14 protein-coding genes and 4 tRNA genes are annotated in these 18,248 nt (G+C 65.3%); 14 read left to right on the plus strand and 4 right to left on the minus strand.

The window, feature by feature from the left end; all coding sequences use genetic code 11:
* The first annotated feature begins 158 nt into the window (after positions 1–158).
* On the plus strand, positions 159–869 hold the full coding sequence (locus tag ACZ2IA_RS16700) for an alpha/beta fold hydrolase (RefSeq protein ID WP_470293724.1): 711 nt from the start codon (positions 159–161) through the stop codon (positions 867–869).
* Positions 870–964: 95 nt separating this feature from the next.
* On the opposite strand, the gene ACZ2IA_RS16705 is transcribed toward ACZ2IA_RS16700, so the two are convergent.
* On the minus strand, positions 965–3,742 hold the full coding sequence (locus tag ACZ2IA_RS16705) for an EAL domain-containing protein (protein ID WP_470293725.1): 2,778 nt from the start codon (positions 3,740–3,742) through the stop codon (positions 965–967).
* A 219-nt stretch (positions 3,743–3,961) separates the two neighbouring features.
* Between ACZ2IA_RS16705 and ACZ2IA_RS16710 the strand changes: the two genes are divergently transcribed.
* The 3 genes from ACZ2IA_RS16710 to ACZ2IA_RS16720 all read left to right on the plus strand — a co-directional run bounded on the left by ACZ2IA_RS16710 (position 3,962) and on the right by ACZ2IA_RS16720 (position 6,859).
* Positions 3,962–5,287 carry a TRZ/ATZ family hydrolase gene (locus ACZ2IA_RS16710; RefSeq protein WP_470293726.1) on the plus strand — a complete coding sequence of 442 codons (1,326 nt, stop codon included), beginning with the start codon at positions 3,962–3,964 and terminating at the stop codon, positions 5,285–5,287.
* A gap of 2 nt (positions 5,288–5,289) precedes the next feature.
* The gene (gene ubiG / locus ACZ2IA_RS16715; protein WP_470293727.1) at positions 5,290–5,991 is read left to right on the plus strand and encodes a bifunctional 2-polyprenyl-6-hydroxyphenol methylase/3-demethylubiquinol 3-O-methyltransferase UbiG; all 702 of its coding nucleotides are present in this window, start codon (positions 5,290–5,292) and stop codon (positions 5,989–5,991) included.
* 199 nt (positions 5,992–6,190) lie between these two features.
* A complete protein-coding gene (locus ACZ2IA_RS16720) occupies positions 6,191–6,859 on the plus strand; it encodes a GntR family transcriptional regulator (RefSeq protein ID WP_470293728.1) in 669 nt (222 codons plus the stop codon).
* A 66-nt stretch (positions 6,860–6,925) separates the two neighbouring features.
* Here the strand turns inward: ACZ2IA_RS16720 and ACZ2IA_RS16725 are convergent, their stop codons facing one another.
* The gene (locus tag ACZ2IA_RS16725; protein WP_470293729.1) at positions 6,926–7,417 is read right to left on the minus strand and encodes a dihydrofolate reductase; all 492 of its coding nucleotides are present in this window, start codon (positions 7,415–7,417) and stop codon (positions 6,926–6,928) included.
* Positions 7,414–8,208, minus strand: a complete 795-nt coding sequence (locus tag ACZ2IA_RS16730; protein WP_470293730.1) for a thymidylate synthase — start codon at positions 8,206–8,208, stop codon at positions 7,414–7,416. Before ACZ2IA_RS16730 ends, ACZ2IA_RS16725 begins: the two co-directional genes overlap by 4 nt.
* Positions 8,209–8,799: 591 nt before the next feature.
* On the opposite strand from ACZ2IA_RS16730, the gene flhB reads away from it, so the two are divergent.
* The 6 genes from flhB to ACZ2IA_RS16760 all read left to right on the plus strand — a co-directional run bounded on the left by flhB (position 8,800) and on the right by ACZ2IA_RS16760 (position 15,981).
* A complete protein-coding gene (flhB, locus tag ACZ2IA_RS16735; RefSeq protein WP_470293731.1) occupies positions 8,800–9,966 on the plus strand; it encodes a flagellar biosynthesis protein FlhB in 1,167 nt (388 codons plus the stop codon).
* 6 nt (positions 9,967–9,972) lie between these two features.
* Entirely contained in the window at positions 9,973–12,051 is a 2,079-nt protein-coding gene (gene flhA / locus ACZ2IA_RS16740) for a flagellar biosynthesis protein FlhA (protein WP_470293732.1), read from the plus strand.
* Between the two features lie 3 nt (positions 12,052–12,054).
* The gene (gene flhF, locus ACZ2IA_RS16745) at positions 12,055–13,566 is read left to right on the plus strand and encodes a flagellar biosynthesis GTPase FlhF (protein WP_470293733.1); all 1,512 of its coding nucleotides are present in this window, start codon (positions 12,055–12,057) and stop codon (positions 13,564–13,566) included.
* Entirely contained in the window at positions 13,566–14,426 is an 861-nt protein-coding gene (locus ACZ2IA_RS16750) for a MinD/ParA family ATP-binding protein (RefSeq protein ID WP_470293734.1), read from the plus strand. Before flhF ends, ACZ2IA_RS16750 begins: the two co-directional genes overlap by 1 nt.
* Positions 14,427–14,428: 2 nt before the next feature.
* Positions 14,429–15,169, plus strand: a complete 741-nt coding sequence (locus ACZ2IA_RS16755) for an RNA polymerase sigma factor FliA (protein WP_470293735.1) — start codon at positions 14,429–14,431, stop codon at positions 15,167–15,169.
* A gap of 62 nt (positions 15,170–15,231) precedes the next feature.
* Positions 15,232–15,981 (plus strand): flagellar motor protein, encoded by a 750-nt coding sequence (locus tag ACZ2IA_RS16760; RefSeq protein ID WP_470293736.1) that lies wholly within the window; start codon positions 15,232–15,234, stop codon positions 15,979–15,981.
* 84 nt (positions 15,982–16,065) lie between these two features.
* Here ACZ2IA_RS16760 and ACZ2IA_RS16765 read toward each other — a convergent pair whose 3' ends face one another.
* Positions 16,066–17,460: an exonuclease domain-containing protein gene (locus ACZ2IA_RS16765; protein WP_470293737.1), complete on the minus strand. Its 1,395-nt coding sequence runs from the start codon at positions 17,458–17,460 to the stop codon at positions 16,066–16,068.
* A gap of 200 nt (positions 17,461–17,660) precedes the next feature.
* Between ACZ2IA_RS16765 and ACZ2IA_RS16770 the strand changes: the two genes are divergently transcribed.
* The 4 genes from ACZ2IA_RS16770 to ACZ2IA_RS16785 all read left to right on the plus strand — a co-directional run bounded on the left by ACZ2IA_RS16770 (position 17,661) and on the right by ACZ2IA_RS16785 (position 17,997).
* A tRNA-Arg gene (locus ACZ2IA_RS16770) sits at positions 17,661–17,737 on the plus strand.
* 7 nt (positions 17,738–17,744) lie between these two features.
* Positions 17,745–17,819: transfer RNA gene (locus tag ACZ2IA_RS16775), tRNA-Glu, on the plus strand.
* A 20-nt stretch (positions 17,820–17,839) separates the two neighbouring features.
* Positions 17,840–17,916 (plus strand) — tRNA-Arg (locus tag ACZ2IA_RS16780).
* Positions 17,917–17,922: 6 nt separating this feature from the next.
* Positions 17,923–17,997: transfer RNA gene (locus tag ACZ2IA_RS16785), tRNA-Glu, on the plus strand.
* Positions 17,998–18,248 lie beyond the last annotated feature (251 nt).

Consider the following 18,248-nt stretch of genomic DNA (forward strand, 5'->3'; position numbering starts at 1 on the left):
ATCACCCTTCCCCGTCCGGTCGATGGGGAAGTGACGGCCACGCGCCCTGCGCTGGCGCCTGATTCATCGTAGCCGGCCCGGAACAGGCTACGCCACGGCTTGCCGGGGGGCCGGGCTTTCCCCACACTGGGTGTTACCCCTTATCCACGCCCATCGCCATGTCCCAGCGCCCACTCTACTTCCTCCCCGGCACCCAGTGCGACGAACGGCTATGGCAGCGGCTGATCCCGCTGCTGCCCGTCGACGTCGAGCCGGTCTACGTGCCGATCCAGCGCGCCCGCGACCGCGCCGGGATGCTCGCCTGCATCGCCGACAGCACGTCGGTGCACGCCAATCTGGTCGCGTTCTCGATGGGTGGTTACCTGGCCTTGCTGCATGCGTTGGCTCACCCCGAGCGGGTGCGCTCGCTGGTGCTGATCGCCTGCACCGCGCAGGGTCTGAGTAGCGCGGAACAGGCCACTCGCCGGCAGGCATTGGCGTGGTTGGAACGTCATCCCTATCAGGGCATGTCGGCGCAGCGGCTGGCGCAATTCGTCCACCCGAGCCGCTTGCACGACCCGGCGGTGGTCGACATCATCCGCCGCATGGATCGTGAACTGGGCAAGGACACGCTGATCGCGCAACTGCGCGAGACCAGCGAGCGCGCCTCGCTGATCGAGCAGTTGCCGCGTCTGCGCTGTCCAGTGCTGCTGATCGGCGGCCGCGACGATGCGATGGTGGCGGTCTCGGCGCTGCAGACGATGCACGCGGCGCTGCCCGATTGTCGCTTGGCTCTGCTGCCGGACACCGGCCACATGGTGCCGCTCGAGCAGCCAGCCAAGTTGGCCGAACTGCTGGTCGACTTCTACCGGCAGATCGGCCCCGCCTGAGCCGGGCGACACACCCGCCCATTGCATCGCCCAAAAAACAAAAGGTTGGCCGAAGCGATTCGGCCAACCTTTTGCGTATCCACGAATGCCAGCGCTTACGGCAGCGCGGTCTCGCCCGGGAGCAATACGCCGCGGCGCAGCACCGTCTCGAAGCGCTCGGCCGGCAGTGGCCGCGAGACCAGGTAGCCTTGCACCTGGTCGCAGCCTTCTTGTGCCAGGAAGCGCCACTGCTCCGCGGTTTCCACCCCCTCGGCCAGCACCTGCATATTCAGCGTCTTGGCCATCGCGATGATCGCGCGGGTGATCGCGCTGTCGTCGAAGTCGTGCGGAATATCGCGCACGAAGGTACGGTCGATCTTCAGCGTGTCGGCCTTGAAGCGCTTCAGATACGACAGGCTGGAATAGCCGGTGCCGAAGTCGTCGATCGCCAGCGACACGCCCAGCGCACGCAGCGCCTCGACCGCCTGCAGCGTGCCCTCGACATCCTCCATCAGCACGCTCTCGGTCAGCTCGATTTCCAGGCTGGTACCGTCGAGTCCGTGCGACACCAGCTGCTGCTTGATGATGCTCAACAGCTCCGGATCGCGGAACTGCAGCGCCGACAAATTGATCGCCAGCTTCGGCAGCGTCCAGCCGGCCGCCTTCCACGCTGCCAACTGGCGGCACGCCTCGCGGATCACCCAGTTGCCGATCGCGACGATGAAGCCGCGTTCCTCGGCCACCGGGATGAAGCGCAGCGGCCCGATCAGCCCCTGCTCCGGGTGGTTCCAGCGGATCAGCGCCTCGGCGCCGAGCAGACGGCCGTCGGCCATGCCGACCTGCGGCTGGTAGTGCAGCACGAACTCGTCGCGCTCCAGCGCGCCGCGGAACTGGCTCTCGATCGCCAGCACCTCGCTGGCGTGCACGTTGAGGTCGGCGGTGTAGAACTTGTAGTTGTTGCGGCCGGCCGACTTGGCGGCGTACATCGCCGCGTCGGCATTGCGCACCAGCGTCTCGACGTCGGCGCCGTCGTCCGGGAACACCGCGATGCCGATCGACGGGCTGACCGATAGCATGTGGCCGTGCAGCTCGATCGACTGCTTGAAGCAGTCGAGGATGCGTTCGGCCGCCAGCACCACCTCGCTCGGGCCGGCCGGCAGCGCCGGCAGCAGCACGATGAACTCGTCGCCGCCCTGGCGCGCCAGCATCTCGCCCGGGCCGAGCTTGCCGCGCAACCGCTCGGCGACGATCTGCAGCAGCATGTCGCCGGCGGAATGGCCGAGCGACTCGTTGATCAACTTGAAGCGGTCCAGATCGAGCAGCAGCACCGCCAGCTGACTGCCGTCGCGGCTTGCCGCCTGCAGCGCCAGCTCGGCGCGCTCCTGCAGGTGCACCCGGTTGGGTAGGTTGGTCAGCACGTCAAAGTGGGCGAGGAAGCGGATCCGCTCGTCGGCAGCCTTGCGCTCGGACAGGTCGCTGGCGATGCCGATATAGTGGGTGGTCTCGCCGGCCTGGTTCTTCACCGCGTTGATCGCGATCCACTGCGGGTAGACCGCCCCGCTCTTCTTGCGGTCCCACAGCTCGCCCTGCCAGGCGCCAGTCAAACGGATCTGCTGCCACATCGCCTGGTAGAACGCCGCGTCGTGCAGTTGCGACTGCAGGATGTTCGGTTTGCCGCCGACCACCTCTTCCGGGCGGTAGCCGGTGATCTCGGTGAACGCCTTGTTGACGCTCTGGATACTCAACTCCGCGTCGGTGATCATGATCGCCTCGACGGTGTTGTCGAACACCTTGGCGGTCAGCTCGATGTGTTCCTGCGCGGCGCGCTGCTCGGAGACGTCGCGCACCATCCGCCACACCGCGTAGATGCGACCGTAGGCGTCGCGCATCGCCACCGTCTTGACGCTGACCGGCACGGTATTGCCGAAACGGGTGATGTAGAGCGAATCGATGTCGTCGCAGAAGCCGAAGCGCAGCACCTTTTGGTCGATATTGAGCCGTTCGTCGGTTTCGCTCTCGGGGGTCAGCAGCGTCCAGAAGTTCTGTAGTTTGAGCTGTTCGGCGCTGTAGCCGAGCAGGTTGAGGAAGGCCGGGTTGGCGTCGAGGATCTGGCCGTCCAGCGTGCTGATCACGATGCCGTCGAGGTTGGACCAGAACAGCTCGCGGTACTTGGTTTCGGAGCGACGCAGCGCGTCCTCCACCTCGCGACGGCGGCTGATGTCGGCTTCCAGCGCCAGCGTCTTGGCTTCGGTCTCGTCGACCAGGCGCTTCAGTTCGGCACGGGTCGCCTCGAGCTGGCGGCCGAGCTGACTGACCTCGTCGTTGTCCGGCCACTCGAAGCGACCGTCAAGCCGCAAGCCCGCCAGCGCGGCGATCTGTTCGGCCAGCCGCTGCATCGGCCTCAGGAAGCGCAGGTGCAAGATCAGCATGATCAACAGCGTGGCGCACACCAGCTGGATCAACAGCAGCAGCGCAAAGTTGCGCAGCAGCTGGTTCTGCTCGGTGATGATGTGCTGCCGATCGAACTCGATCGACACCTCGCCGATTTCCTCGCCCCGGTACACCACCGGCTTTTTTAGCACCTCCACCTCGCCGAGGCGGCGCTCGCTGCGCACGGCCGACATGAAGATGGTATTGGACAGATTGTCGGTGACCTGCACCGAGATCACCCGTGCGTCCTTCATCAGCGAGGCGATCAGCGGCGCGCCGCTCGGCCGCGACAGGTTCCACAGCGGCTCCTGCATGCCGAGCGCGACGATTTCCAGCAGCCGGCGCTGGTCGCTGACGAAGCGGCTGGTCAGCTCCTGGCGCTGTATCGAAAAGCCGATCGCCGAGCTGAGGATCGCCGGGATCAACAGGCCCAGCGCCACCGCCATCAGGAACAGCTGACGCAACGACAGACGCCGGCCAAAGCCAGAGCGGCCGCCCGGCGGCGGTGTGACGGAGGATGTCTGCGACCCTAGGTCGTCGGAGCGGCGCATCCGGTGAGGATTCCTTGTATACACATCTTCTGTAGTGAGAAGCAAACGCACGGTATCCGCATGCGCCAGGTGGTTTGCCTTGGCTGGAGCAGACGCCTACAATCGCCGGCATTCTAGACTCGTGGAGGCCCTATGTCTCAGGCCCAGTTTGACAGCCTTATCTTTGCTCGCTGGATGATTACCGTCGAAACGGATGGAGAAGTACTGGAGAATCATGCCATCGCGCTTAAGGATGGCAGAATTGCCGCCATCCTGCCAGCCGCAGAGGCATGCCAATTGAGTGCCGATGAGGTCATCGAACTGGATCGCCACGTGCTGATGCCGGGTCTTATCAACCTGCACGGCCATTCGGCGATGACGCTGCTGCGCGGCCTGGCCGACGACAAGGCGCTGATGGACTGGCTGAACAACCACATCTGGCCGGCCGAGGGCCGCCACGTGCGCGACGAATTCGTGTTCGACGGCTCGCTGATCGCGATGGCCGAGATGTTGCGTGCCGGCACCACCACGATCAACGACATGTACTTCTACCACGGCGCGGTCGCCCGCGCCGGCCTGTCGGCCGGCATGCGCACCTTTGTCGGCTGTTCGATCCTGGAATTCCCGACCAACTACGGCATCAACGCCGACGACTACATCGCCAAGGGCCTGGCCGAACGCCGCGAATTCCTCGGCGAGGAGCGCGTCACCTTCACGTTGGCGCCGCACGCGCCGTACACCGTGTCGGACGACACCTTCCGCAAGGTGGTGACGTTGGCCGAACAGGAAGACATGCTGATCCACTGCCACATCCACGAGACCGCGGACGAAGTGGCCGGCAGCGTCGAGCAGTACCACCAGCGCCCGCTCGCCCGATTGCAGAATCTCGGCGTGCTGTCGCCGCGGCTGGTGGCGGCGCACATGGTGCACCTGAACGACGAGGAGATCGAACTGGCCGCCAAGTACGGCGTGTCGATCGCGCATAACCCGACCTCGAACATGAAGCTCGCCTCCGGCATCGCACCGGTACAGAAGCTGCTGGCCGCCGGCGTCAACGTCGGTGTCGGCACCGACGGCGCCGCCTCCAACAACAAGCTCGATATGTTGGCCGAAACCCGGATGACCGCCCTGTTGGCCAAGGTCGGCACACTCGACCCCACCGCGGTGCCGGCCGCCACCGCGATCCGCATGGCAACGCTGAACGGCGCGAAGGCGCTGGGCATCGACGACCAGGTCGGCTCCTTGCACGTCGGCAAGCAGGCCGACCTGATCGCGGTCGACCTGGCCGCGATCGAGACCGCGCCGGCGTTCGACCCGATCTCGCACATCGTCTACGCCGCCGGCCGCGAACAGGTCAGCCACAACTGGGTGGCCGGCGAGTGCCTGCTGAAAGACCGGGTACTGACCCGCCTGAACCTGGCCGACCTGCTCGCCAAGGGTGAAGACTGGCGCGGCCGCATCCTGGCCAAGGGGGAATGATCATGGGCGACAACGTCGACCAGCTCGAACTCGAGAAATTCAGCCAGCTCGCGCACAAGTGGTGGGACAAGGAGAGCGAGTTCAAGCCGCTGCACGAGATCAACCCGCTGCGCCTCGGCTACATCGACGGCTTTGCCGACCTCGCCGGCAAGACCGTGCTCGACGTCGGCTGCGGCGGCGGCATCCTGGCCGAGAGCATGGTCGAAAAGGGTGCGACGGTGACCGGCATCGACCTCGCGAAGAAGTCGCTGAAGGTCGCGCAACTGCACAGCATGGAATCGGGCGTGCCGGTCGAGTACCGCTGCGTGCCGGTCGAAATGTTGGCCGAAGAGCGGCCGGCCGGCTTCGACGTGGTCACCTGCATGGAAATGCTCGAGCACGTGCCCGAGCCGGAGAGCGTGGTGCGCGCCTGCGCGCAGCTGGTCAAGCCGGGCGGCTGGGTGTTCTTCTCGACGCTCAACCGCAACGCCAAGGCCTACCTGATGGCGATCCTCGGCGCCGAATACGTGCTCGGCCTCTTGCCGCGCGGCACGCACGAGTATGCCCGTTTCATCAAACCGTCCGAGCTGACCCGGATGGTGCGCGGCGCCGGGCTGGAGCTCGCCGACATCAGCGGCATGAGCTACAACCCGATCGCCCGCGACTACCACCTGTCGCGCGACAGCGACGTCAACTACTTGATCGCGGTGCGCCGCCCGCACTGAGCACGGTCTGATTCGCCCCAACATCGGCCGGCCCTGTCCGGCCGATTCGCATTTATGGCTGGCTCGGACTTGGCGGACACTGATACACCGCGTTACAATTTGCCCAATTGAAGGATTGCCGGACAAGTGACACCCTACTCGTCCGGCATTTTGTTTTCTGCCCCGGCTACCCGCGGGGCTGCATCTCCGGAGTTTTCGCATGAGTTTCAAGGCCAACGATTCCCTCACCGAACAGATCGCCCAGTACCTGGGCAAGCAGGTCATCGAGGGAGCGATGAAGCCGGGCGAGCGGATCCAGGAACTGCGCATCGCCGCCGAGCTGTCGGTCAGCCGCGGCTCGGTGCGCGAGGCGCTGCTGATCCTGCAGCGTCGTCACCTGGTCGAGATCTACCCGCGCCGCGGCGCGGTGGTGTCGAGCATCTCGGCCGCCGACGTCGGCGACTTCTTCGACATCTGGTTCCTGATGCTCGACAAGGTGGTGCGCAACCTCGCCAACAACTGGAAGAACGACGACCTGGCGCGCTTCTTCGAGCTGATGACCGAACTGTCCGACTGCCAACGCCGCAGCGATCTGCAAGGCTTCTACGAGAACGGCGTCGAGTTCCTGCACACCCTCTATCAGTACGCCAACAACCGCTACGTCCAGCAGACGCTGGAAGACCTGTTGCCGCTGACGCAACGCTGTCTGTTCGCGATCCTGCGCGCCGGCAAGAGCCAGCTCGACCGCACCCACGCCTTCCTCGAGGAGGTGCTCAAAACCATCATCGCGCGCGACACGCAGCGGCTGTCGCAGATGCTCGACGACTTCAGCGAGGGCTACAGCCAGCTCGCCCAGGAGTCGGCCGAGGCGCTGGCCGGCCGCGCCTGAACCGCGTCGCAACAACGCAAAACGGGCTGCCAGTGGCAGCCCGTTTTGCATTCGGCCCGTTACCGACTACAACAGCCGGTACTCGACGAAGGCGTAGCTCAAACCGTCGTCGCGCTGATGCGCCTCGCGCGCGGTCTCCTGCCAGCGGCTCCGGTCGATCACCGGGAAGAACGCGTCGCCGGCCACCGTCAGCCCTACCTCGGTCACCAACAGCCGGTCGGCGCCGTCGATCGCCTGGTGGTACAGCTCGGCCCCGCCGATCACGCACACCTCGTCCACCGCACCGGCCAGCCTCAGCGCCTCGTCGAGCGAGTGCGCCGCCTCGGCACCGTCGGCCGCCCAGTCGGCGTTGCGCGTCACCACGATATTGCGCCGGCCCGGCAGCGGCCGGCCGATCGAGTCCCAGGTCTTGCGTCCCATGATCACCGGCTTGCCGAGCGTCGCCGCCTTGAAGTGCTTCAGGTCTTCCGGCAGGTGCCACGGCAGGGTGTTGTTGATGCCGATGGCGTGGTTTTCTGCCATCGCCACCACCAGCGTGATCGTCGTCTTTATCGTCATACCGCCACCGCCGCCTTGATATGCGGATGCGGGTCGTAGCCCGTCAGCGTGAAGTCGTCGAAGCTGAACGCGAACAGATCGGTCACGTCCGGGTTCAGCGTCATCGTCGGCAACGGCCGCGGCTCGCGCGACAGTTGTTCGCGCGCCTGCTCCAGATGATTGCTATAGAGGTGCGCATCGCCGAGGGTGTGGACGAATTCGCCCGGTTTGAGGCCGCACACCTGCGCCACCATCAAGGTCAAGAGCGCGTAGCTGGCGATATTGAAAGGCACGCCGAGGAAGATGTCGGCCGAACGCTGGTAAAGCTGGCAGGACAGCTTGCCGTCGGCGACGTAGAACTGGAACAGCGCGTGGCACGGCGGCAGCGCCATCTCGTCGACTAGCGCCGGATTCCACGCCGATACGATCAGCCGGCGGCTGTCCGGCTTGCTCTTGATCATCTCGAGCACGTTGGCGATCTGGTCGATGTGGCGGCCGTCCGGCGCCGGCCAGCTGCGCCACTGGTAGCCATACACCGGGCCGAGTTCGCCGTTCTCATCGGCCCATTCGTTCCAGATCGACACGCCGTGGTCGTTCAGGTACTTGATGTTGGTGTCGCCGGCCAGAAACCACAGCAGCTCGTGCACGATCGACTTGAGGTGCAGTTTCTTGGTGGTCACCATCGGGAAGCCGTCGGCCAGATCGAAACGCATCTGATAACCGAACACCGAACGGGTGCCGGTGCCGGTGCGATCGGACTTGTCGTGGCCATGCTCGAGCACATGCCGCATCAGGTCGAGATAGGGTTTCATTGGCGCTCTCAGCCTCCGTTCGTCAAACCACGCGATTGTACCACTCTCGCCAAGTCTGCCGGCGCCTCACGGAAGCCTCCACACCCGGACGACAACACCCCAGCCGACGGGACTGCTGACAAGCCTTGATGAATCCTGCGTCAGGGGGCGTGCGCCCATCGCGCTACCTGCCCCATACAGCCAGCCCAATGCCTCAGCCTACGTCAGCGATGCAACCATGCTTGGCTGCGCAGATGATTGGTACGCCCCCCCAAAACATTCAAATGACATACCATTCGAACCGCAAAGCCTACCGTTTGGCATCCCGGCGCCCACTAGCCACCATCCCCTTCACGCTATCTTGATGCATCGTTAAACAAAAACCCTATAACTTGATAGATAATGCGTTGGCATGACGGGTTGTCGTGAAACAGCGACAACCCTACCAACCCCTGTAAGGCCTTGTTTAGCCGGATAGGCCGGGATGGAAAAAGGCGAAATTCGGAAGGATTAACAATGAAACGCTCAAAACAGCTTTAATCGCTAGAGGATTTCTCTGGCATAAGATACCATTCGCTTTAAAATCAAGTCAGTATTTTTCATTGAATTGGCATGGCTAGCGATTCCGATTTAGAACGGACAGAAGCAGCGTCGGCCCGACGACTGCAGCAGGCGCGCGACGACGGTAATGTGCCGCGTTCGCGTGAGCTGTCGACGTTCGCGGTAACGATGACCGGCGTGGCGATGCTGATGCTGTTCGGCGGCCGCCTGGCCGACTTCATGCGCCAGCTGGCGGTGCACGCCTTCACCTTCGACCAGGCGACGATACGCGATACCTCGCAGGGGCTCGAGCGTTTCAAGGAGGCGGTATACCAGACGCTGTGGCAGTTGCTGCCGATCTTCGCCGGTCTGGCGCTGGTGGCGGCGCTGGTACCTATCCTGATCGGCGGCTGGAACTACTCGCTCAAGCCGATCATGCCGAAGTTCTCCAAGATCAACCCGTTCACCGGCGTCAAGCGGCTGTTTTCGATCAATGCCGCGTCCGAGGGGCTGAAGGCGATCCTGAAGAGCATGTTGATCGGCGGGGTGGCCTGCTGGGTGATCTGGAACGAACGGATGGAGCTGGTCGGCCTGGTCAGCATGCCGCTCAATAGTGCGCTGGCCAAGCTGGTCGACCTGATGAGCCACACCTTCCTGATCGTGACCGGCGCGATGGTGATGCTGGTCGCGCTGGATGTACCGTTCCAGCTCTGGCAGTACTACAAGCAACTGCGTATGACGAAGGAAGAGGTCAAGCAGGAATACAAGGAACAAGAAGGCTCGCCCGAGGTGAAGGGTCGCATCCGTCAGTTGCAACGCGAGGCGGCGCGGCGCCGGATGATGCAGGAAGTGCCCAACGCTAACGTGATCGTCACCAACCCGACCCATTATGCCGTTGCCATAAAATATACTGAGGATATGCGCGCGCCACAGGTTCTCGCCAAGGGCTCGCTGAAACTGGCCGAGCGGATCATCGAAGTCGGTCGCGAACACAAGGTCACCGTGATGCGGGTACCCAGCTTCACCCGGGCGCTGTACTTCAACGCCGAGATCGGCGACGAGGTGCCGTCGCGGCTGTACGCCGCCGCGGCGCAGGTACTGGCCTACGTCTACCAGCTCAACGTCTACCAGAGCAGCGGCGGTCTCGCGCCGGTGTTCCCCGACCGGCTCGACGTGCCGTCCGACCTCGACCCCCAACATAACCACCCGCCCGAGGCGGACAGCGCAACCCAACACTAAGCCGGCATGGACACTCTTCTTCTACAACTGAAACGCTTCAACGTCGCCAGCCTGGCCGGCCCGGTGCTGATCATCCTCATCCTGATGATGATGGTGCTGCCGTTGCCGCCGTTCGTGCTGGACATCTTCTTCACCTTCAACATCGCGATGTCGATCATCGTGCTGCTAGTCGGCATCGGCGTGCGCCGGCCGCTCGACTTCTCGGCCTTCCCGGGGGTGCTGCTGGTGACCACGCTGTTGCGGCTGTCGCTCAACGTCGCCTCGGCCCGCATCATTCTGCTGCAAGGCCACACCGGCCCGGACGCGGCCGGCCACGTGATCGAGGCGTTCGCCACCTTCCTGGTCGGCGGCAATATCGCGATCGGTGTGGTGGTGTTCGTGATCCTGACCATCATCAACTTCGTGGTGATCACCAAGGGCGCAGGCCGGATCGCCGAAGTGTCGGCGCGCTTCACCCTCGACGCGATGCCCGGCAAGCAGATGGCGATCGACGCCGACCTGAACGCCGGTCTGATCGGCGAGGACGAGGCGCGCACGCGCCGTGCCACCATCACCGAGGAAGCCAACTTCTTCGGCGCGATGGACGGTGCGTCCAAGTTCGTCCGCGGCGACGCGATGGCCGGCATCCTGATCATCCTGATCAACATCGTCGGTGGCCTGATCGTCGGCGTGGTGCAGCACGACCTGGCGGTCGCCGACGCGGCGCACGCGTACACGCTGTTGACCATCGGTGACGGCCTGGTCGCACAGATTCCAGCGCTGATCATCTCGACCGCCGCCGGTATGGTGGTATCGCGCGTCGGCACCGAAAAAGACATGTCCGAGCAGCTGATCGGCCAGCTGTTCATGAACACGCAGGTGCTCTACATCACCGCCGGCGTGCTTGGACTGATCGGTCTGATCCCGAACATGCCGCACGTCGCCTTCCTGACCATTTCGACGCTGCTGGTGCTGCTCGGCTACTGGCATTCCAAACGCAGCCAGCGCCTGGCGTTTGCCGACCAGCCGGCCATCAAGCCGACGACGCTGGAGTCGCCCGCCACCGAGGTCAGCTGGAACGACGTGCACGGCGTCGACCCGCTCGGCCTGGAAGTCGGCTACCGGATGATCCCGCTGGTCGACCGCAACCAGGACGGCGAGCTGCTGCGCCGCATCCGCGGCATCCGCAAGAAGATCGCGCAGGAGCTCGGCTTCCTGGTGCCGCCGGTGCACATCCGCGACAACCTGGAAATCCGTCCGAACGCCTACCGCATCCTGCTCAAGGGCGTCGAGATCGGCAACGGCGAGGCGTTCATCGGCCAGTTCCTGGCGATCAATCCGGGCCGGGTCAGCGGCGACATCCACGGCACCCCGACCACCGACCCGGCGTTCGGCCTGCCGGCGGTCTGGATCGACGCCGGCCGCCGCGACGAGGCGCAGATGCTCGGCTACACCGTGGTCGACGCATCGACCGTGGTGGCCACCCATCTGTCCAATCTGTTGCAGCAGCATTCGTCGGAACTATTGGGCCGCGAAGAGGTGCAGCAGTTGATCGAGCACCAGGCGAAGGAGTCGCCGAAGCTGATCGAGGATCTGGTGCCGAAAGTGGTGCCGGTCGGCGTGCTGCAGAAGGTGCTGCAACGCCTGTTGGCCGACGGCATCCACATCCGCGACGTGCGCAGCATCATCGAAACGCTGGCCGATCACATCGCCGTCACCCAGGACGCCGACGAGCTGACCAGCGCGGTACGCACCGCGCTGTCGCGCGCCATCGTCCAGCAACTGTTCCCGGGCGAGACCGAGCTGTCGCTGATCACACTGGACCCGGCGCTGGAAAACGTGCTGATGCAGGCGGTGCAGTCGCGCGGCGGCGGGCTGGAGCCGGGCTTGGCCGAAAACCTGCTGGCCAGCGCCGCGCAGCAGGCCGAGCAGGTCGAGCAGCAGGGCTACAACCCGGTGCTGCTGACCCCGCCGGCGCTGCGCCCGCTGTTGGCGCGCTTCCTGCGCCGGCCGCTGCCGCATCTGCGGGTGATCTCGCACAACGAAATCCCGGACAACAAGACAATCCGCATCGTCGGCGTGGTCGGCGCAAGCAAGGAAGCGTAATACATGGTGGTGAAAAAATTCTTTGGCAGCAGCACCCGCGAGGCGCTGCGCCTGGTCCGCGACGAGCTGGGCGAAGACGCGCTGATCCTGTCCAATCGACCGGGCAAGGACGGCGGCGTCGAGATCATGGCGATCGCCGACGTCGAGCTGGCGGCGGTGGCCAAGGTGGTACCGAGCCCCGCCCCGGCCGCCAGTCCGCCGCCCACCGCCCACAACCCGGTACAGCGCGCGATCGCCCGCACCTACGCGCTGCCGGTCGAGCCGCTGGACAGCAGCTGGAACAGCGTGCGCCACGCCGAGCCGGCCAGCACCGTCACCGTGCGGCGCTACACCCCGGACGCAGCCCCCGCCCCGGTCACGCCGGCGGCCGAACCGCTGCCGCTGATCGAGCCTACCCTCGCCGCGCCGCCGGCAGAGGACGCCTTGATCGAGCCGCCGGGCATCGAGCCGACGCTCGAATCGGTGGCGGTCCCGCTGCAAGACACCGACCTGACCTGGCTCGACGACGGCGCGCCGACGCCGAGCAGCGGCACCGTCCACCCCGACCTGTCGCAGGTGACGGCCACCGTCAGCAACGAAATCCGCAGCGTCGGCGACGAAATCCGCCAGCTGCGCAGCCTGCTGCAAAGCCAGCTGGCCGGCTTCGCCTGGTCGGACATGCGCGAACACGCGCCGGAGCGGCTGGAACTGTACCGCCGCCTGTTGTCGTGCGGCTTCTCCGCCGCGCTGATCCGCCAGCTGATCGACAAGCTGCCCGAAACGTACAAGGGCGACACCGCGCTGCAATGGGCGCGCTCGGCGCTGGCGCACAATCTGCGCTGTGGCGACATCGACGCCGACCTGTTCGACGCCGGCGGCGTGTTCGCACTGGTCGGCCCGACCGGCGTCGGCAAGACCACCACCGTCGCCAAGCTGGCGGCGCGTGCCACGCTGAAGTTCGGCGCCCAGAACGTCGCGCTGATTACCTCAGACAGCTACCGGATCGGCGCTCAGGACCAACTGCGCATCTACGGCAAGATCCTCGGCGTGCCGGTGCACGCGGTGCAAAGCGGCCAGGACCTGAGCCTGGCGCTGGCAGACCTCTCCGAACGCCACCTGGTGCTGATCGACACGATGGGCATGAGCCAGCGCGACAGCCGCGTCACCGAACAGACCGACCTGCTGTCCGCCGCGGCGCACCGTCCGATCAACCGCATCCTGCTGCTGGCCGCCAACGCCGACGGCCACACCCTCGACGACGTGGTCAACCACTACCGCGGTGACGGCCTGTTCGGCTGCATCCTGTCCAAGCTCGACGAGGCGGTACCGCTCGGCTCCTGCCTCGACGTGGTGATCCGGCACCGCCTGCCCTTGCTGTCGCTCGCCAACGGCCAGCGGGTGCCGGAGGACCTGCACCCGGCGCAGGCGACGCTCTTGATCGAGCGCGCCTTCGCCCCGCGTCAGGCGCCGTCGCCGTTCGAACTGTTCACCGAAGAACTGCCGCTGCTGCACGCCGCGCAGGCCGGGCTGCTCTGATGTTCGACCAGGCCGAAAGCCTGCGCCGGCTCACCCGCCGCGCCAGCCGCCCCGCCAGCTTCGCCGTGGTCGGCGCCGAGGGCAGCGGCTGCAGCACGCTAGTCACCGAGCTGGCGATCGCACTGGCCCGCACCGGCCAGCGCCTGCTCTTGCTCGACGCCCAGCCCGGCCTGACGCAGAGCCGCCGCCTCGGGCTGCCGCCCTCCGCAACGCTGGCCAGCCAAACGCGGCAGCCGGGCACGCTCAGCGAGCTGATGAGCCTGTCACCGCACGGCGTGACCCTGCTCAACCTGTACGCACCGGCCGCCGAGCGCGCCGAGTTCAGCGATGCGGTCTGGCAGCGGCTGGAGCGCGAATTCCAGCCGCTGGAGCGCGACGCCGACGTGCTGCTGATCGACGCACCGTCGCCGGCCGACGACCCGATCCCGGCCGGCCTCGCCGACAACCTGATTCTGGTGCTCGGCCCGGACACCGAGTCGCTGACCCGCGCCTACGCCGACCTGAAACGGCTGCACGGCTTTGCCGGCCGGCTGTCGGCCAACGTATTGATCAACCGCTGCGACCGGCTCGACGAGGCGCGCCAGTTGTTCAACCGCTTGGCCGAGGTGGCCGGCAGCTACCTGCAGCTGCCGCTCAGGATGGTCGGTTTCGTGCCCTACGACATCAGCGTGCCGCGCAGCCAGACGCTGCGCCGGCCGCTGGTCGACGCCTTCCCGAACTGCGAGGCGGCGGTGGCGTTCGGCCAACTCGCCTCACAGCTGCCGCACTGGCATACCCCGCACCCCGGCGCCGCCGACACCGGCTATCTGGAACTTCTGGCCAGCGCCTCGCGCGACTGCACCACCGCCATTGGACTCTGACCATGTCTGCACTTCTGAAACGCCACGGCTACCAATGCGAACCCCGCTGTGAGATCGATGTCACCCAGCACGCCCCGATGGTGCGCAAGATCGCCGGCCTGATGGCCGCGCGTTTGCCGTCGTCGGTCGACATCAACGACCTGGTGCAGGTCGGTGTCATCGGCCTGATCGAGGCCGCCAAGCAGTACGACCCGGCGCAGGGCGTGCAATTCGAGACCTTCGCCAGCCAGCGGGTGCGTGGTGCGATGCTCGACGAATTGCGCCGTGAAGACTGGCTGCCGCGCCAGGCCCGCCGCCAGGCCCGCCAGATCGAGGAGGCGATCTCCCGGCTCGAACAGCAGCTCGGCCGCGCGCCGCGCGAAACCGAAATCGCCGAACAGCTCGGCGTGCCACTCGACGACTACCAGAGCATGCTCGGCGACTGCAAGGGGCTGTCGCTGCTGCACTTCGAGGACTTCTCGGACGACGAGGGCGAGGGGCTGTCCGACGCGCTCGCCAACATCGTCGACGCACGCAGCCCCGACCCGCTCGCCACCCTCGCCGACGCCGGTTTTCGCGGCGCACTGATCGAGGCGATCCAGGCACTGCCCGAGCGCGACCAGCTGGTGATGAGCCTGTATTACGAGCAGGAAATGAACCTCAAGGAAATCGGCGCCGTGCTCGGCGTGTCCGAGTCGCGCGTCAGCCAGCTGCACAGCCAGGCCGTCACCCGCCTGCGCAGCCGCCTGCGCGAATGGGTCTAGCGCCCGTGATGAATCCGCTCATAAGCCGCGCCTCCACCCCACACCGCAGGAACCCAGCTATCGTGGATAAAATCAGTCTCATAGCCCTCATCGGCGGCCTGACCGCCATCATCGCAGGTCAAGCGCTCGAAGGCGGGCACGTCGGCTCGCTGCTGCAGCTGACCGCCTTCCTGATCGTGGTCGGCGGCACCGCCAGCGCGGTGATGCTGCAGTCGACCCCGAAGCAGTTCATCGCCGGCCTGAAGATGCTGCGCTGGGTGTTCGTGCCGCCGCAGCTCGACCACAACCGGCTGATTCGCGACGTGGTCAGCTGGAGCCAGACCGCGCGCAAGGGCGGGCTGCTGGCACTGGAGGGCGCGGTCGCAGCGCAGAAGGACCCGTTCACCCAGAAGGCGCTGCAGATGCTGGTCGACGGCACCGCGCCCGAGGCGCTGCGCAACACCATGGAGGTGGAAATCACCATGTTCGAGCGCGCCCGCAAGCAGGCGGCGCGGATCTGGGACTCGGCCGGCGGCTACTCGCCGACGATGGGGATTCTGGGGGCGGTGCTCGGCCTGATCCACGTGATGGAAAACCTCACCGAGCCGGCCAAGCTCGGCTCCGGCATCGCGGTGGCGTTCGTCGCCACCGTCTACGGCGTCGGTCTCGCCAACCTGTTCTTCCTGCCGGTGGGGCTGAAACTGCGCCACCTGGTCGACGCCGAGATCGCCGGCAAGGAGCTGATCCTCGAGGGGCTGATCGGCATCGCCAACGGTGAGAACCCGCGCTTGATCGAAAGCCGGCTGAAAGGCTTCCTCGCGCTGCACGACTGAGCCACCCGACAAACGACAAAAGGTTGGCCGAATCCCCAACAAGGTTCGGCCAACCTTTTTTGCCTTGCGCGGCCAGCCGCGACGCTACACCGTCTCCAGCAGCCGCACGCTGGTATGTTCGGACGGCTTCTTCAGGTAGGCGCTGAACAGCTTGTAGGTATCCAGATCGAAGCTCGGCGCGCCGTCGAGCGCTTCCCCGTCGCCGCTGCGACTGCCCAGATAACACCAGCGGTCGAACAGATGCTCGACCGATTCGCCGGTCACCGGGTCGCTTTCGACCACCGCCACCGCACTCGGGTACGGCCAGCTCTTCACCTTCAAGCGTGCCAGCGCCGCCATCAGCCGCGCGTTGTGCGACTCGGCCGGCTCGACGCCGACGCAGGCACCGCGGCAGCGACCGGCTTGGCGCGCGCAGCAGGGGCTGCCCTTCTTCGAGGTGACCGGCTCGATGCCGAGCACCGCCGGGCACAACTCGTGCGCCCGGGCCAGCTCGGTGAGCACCTTCTTCGCCTCGCGCGGGTTGCGGTACAGGCCGTACAGCGTCGCGACCCGGGAAAAATCGACATCACTGGCCGCCACGGTGCGGGCCCGCACGAAACCGTCCTCGTCGCTCGCCAACTGCAGCGAACACAACTCCTGGTTCGGCCGGCCCTTCAGATTGTGCGACGGCTTCAGTTCGCGGATCAGCTGCTGCGCCATCAGCTGCGCGCCGAATTCGCCGATCGTCTCCTGCCAGTCGATGCGTCGCACCGCCTCGGCCAGCGCCTTGTCGCCCGGCTCGCCGGCAAAGTGCTTCAGCACCGCGCTTCGCAGATTGACCGTCTTGCCGACAAAGAGCGGCTGATCCGCTTCGCCGAAGAACAGATACACGCCGGGGACGTCGGGCAGCTGGTCGACCACGTCGGCGTCGAGCCCTTCCGGCACGGTCGGCTTGGCCATCAGGTACTCGGCCGCCGCGCGCACCGGTTCCTCGCCCAATTCGCGACAGGCCGACTGCAGGAAGTGGTAGACCGCCTCGGCGTCGGCCAATGCACGGTGGCGTTCGGCCAGCTCGATGCCGTGCCGTTCGATCAGGCTGTCGAGGTTGTGCTTGAAGTGCTGCGGGTAGAGCCGGCGCGACAGCTTCACCGAGCAGAGCACCTCGCTCTGGAAGCGCAGACCGACCCGGCGGAATTCGTTCTTCAGGAAGCCGTAGTCGAAGCGGGCGTTGTGCGCGATGAACAGCCGACCTTCCAGCATCGTCAGCAAGCGTTCGGCCAAGGCCTCGAACGGTGGGGCATCGGCGACCATCGCATCGCTGATGCCGGTCATGTTGACGATGAACGGCGGAATCGGCTGACCCGGGTTCACCAGCGTGGAAAACCGCTCGATCCGCTCACCGTCGATCAGGATCACGCCGATCTCGGTGATGCGGTCGCGGGTGATGTGGCCACCGGTGGTTTCCAGGTCGACAATCGCGCAGGCGTGCTCAAACAGCATGGAATTTCACTATGCGACGACCACCGGCCAGGCCGGCAGCCTGATGAAAGAAAGCAACAGGACAGTGTCACTGTGACAGGACGCGACAATGCTTGTTTCTATTTTATCGACTCGCGATTAAAAAGCCTACAGACGCTTGACAGGCGCCGCGCCGGTCTTTTATAGTTCGGCCTCTCTTGCAGAACAACGCGAGAAACAGTGCACCCGTAGCTCAGTTGGATAGAGTATCTGGCTACGAACCAGAGGGTCGGGCGTTCGAATCGCTCCGGGTGCACCACAATTTAGTCCCTATAGTTTAGCGGTTAGAACACCGCCCTTTCACGGCGGTAGCCGGGGTTCGATTCCCCGTGGGGACGCCAAAAGATTTTGCAGTAACCGTGCACCCGTAGCTCAGTTGGATAGAGTATCTGGCTACGAACCAGAGGGTCGGGCGTTCGAATCGCTCCGGGTGCACCACAATTCGTCCCTATAGTTTAGCGGTTAGAACACCGCCCTTTCACGGCGGTAGCCGGGGTTCGATTCCCCGTGGGGACGCCATATTCAAAAAAGCGCTTGAGGCAACTCAAGCGCTTTTTGCATTTGCGGCCTCTTAACACGGCGCCGCCGATTTCTTCAGTCTCTCCCCTGCTACGCTCTGCACCGCGTCCACACGGTCGTGTGACTATTCTCTGAGCGAGCCTTACGTTTCCCTCCCGGATAATTCACCAGACGTTCTTTGCATGTTTTGGCCCATGCTGTAACCGGCCCTTTACTACGATCCGGATCGACTGCCTCCGCCATCGCTTGTT

It is taken from the genome of Crenobacter sp. CS_VA4, from assembly GCF_055597485.1.

Bases quoted from the DNA above. Each gene is read 5' to 3' on its own strand.
- ACZ2IA_RS16700 (WP_470293724.1), top strand. From the start codon at position 159: ATGTCCCAGCGCCCACTCTACTTCCTCCCCGGCACCCAGTGCGACGAA.
- ACZ2IA_RS16710 (WP_470293726.1), top strand. From the start codon at position 3,962: ATGTCTCAGGCCCAGTTTGACAGCCTTATCTTTGCTCGCTGGATGATT.
- ubiG (WP_470293727.1), top strand. From the start codon at position 5,290: ATGGGCGACAACGTCGACCAGCTCGAACTCGAGAAATTCAGCCAGCTC.
- ACZ2IA_RS16720 (WP_470293728.1), top strand. From the start codon at position 6,191: ATGAGTTTCAAGGCCAACGATTCCCTCACCGAACAGATCGCCCAGTAC.
- ACZ2IA_RS16725 (WP_470293729.1), bottom strand. From the start codon at position 7,417: ATGACGATAAAGACGACGATCACGCTGGTGGTGGCGATGGCAGAAAAC.
- ACZ2IA_RS16730 (WP_470293730.1), bottom strand. From the start codon at position 8,208: ATGAAACCCTATCTCGACCTGATGCGGCATGTGCTCGAGCATGGCCAC.
- flhB (WP_470293731.1), top strand. From the start codon at position 8,800: ATGGCTAGCGATTCCGATTTAGAACGGACAGAAGCAGCGTCGGCCCGA.
- flhA (WP_470293732.1), top strand. From the start codon at position 9,973: ATGGACACTCTTCTTCTACAACTGAAACGCTTCAACGTCGCCAGCCTG.
- flhF (WP_470293733.1), top strand. From the start codon at position 12,055: ATGGTGGTGAAAAAATTCTTTGGCAGCAGCACCCGCGAGGCGCTGCGC.
- ACZ2IA_RS16750 (WP_470293734.1), top strand. From the start codon at position 13,566: ATGTTCGACCAGGCCGAAAGCCTGCGCCGGCTCACCCGCCGCGCCAGC.
- ACZ2IA_RS16755 (WP_470293735.1), top strand. From the start codon at position 14,429: ATGTCTGCACTTCTGAAACGCCACGGCTACCAATGCGAACCCCGCTGT.
- ACZ2IA_RS16765 (WP_470293737.1), bottom strand. From the start codon at position 17,460: ATGCTGTTTGAGCACGCCTGCGCGATTGTCGACCTGGAAACCACCGGT.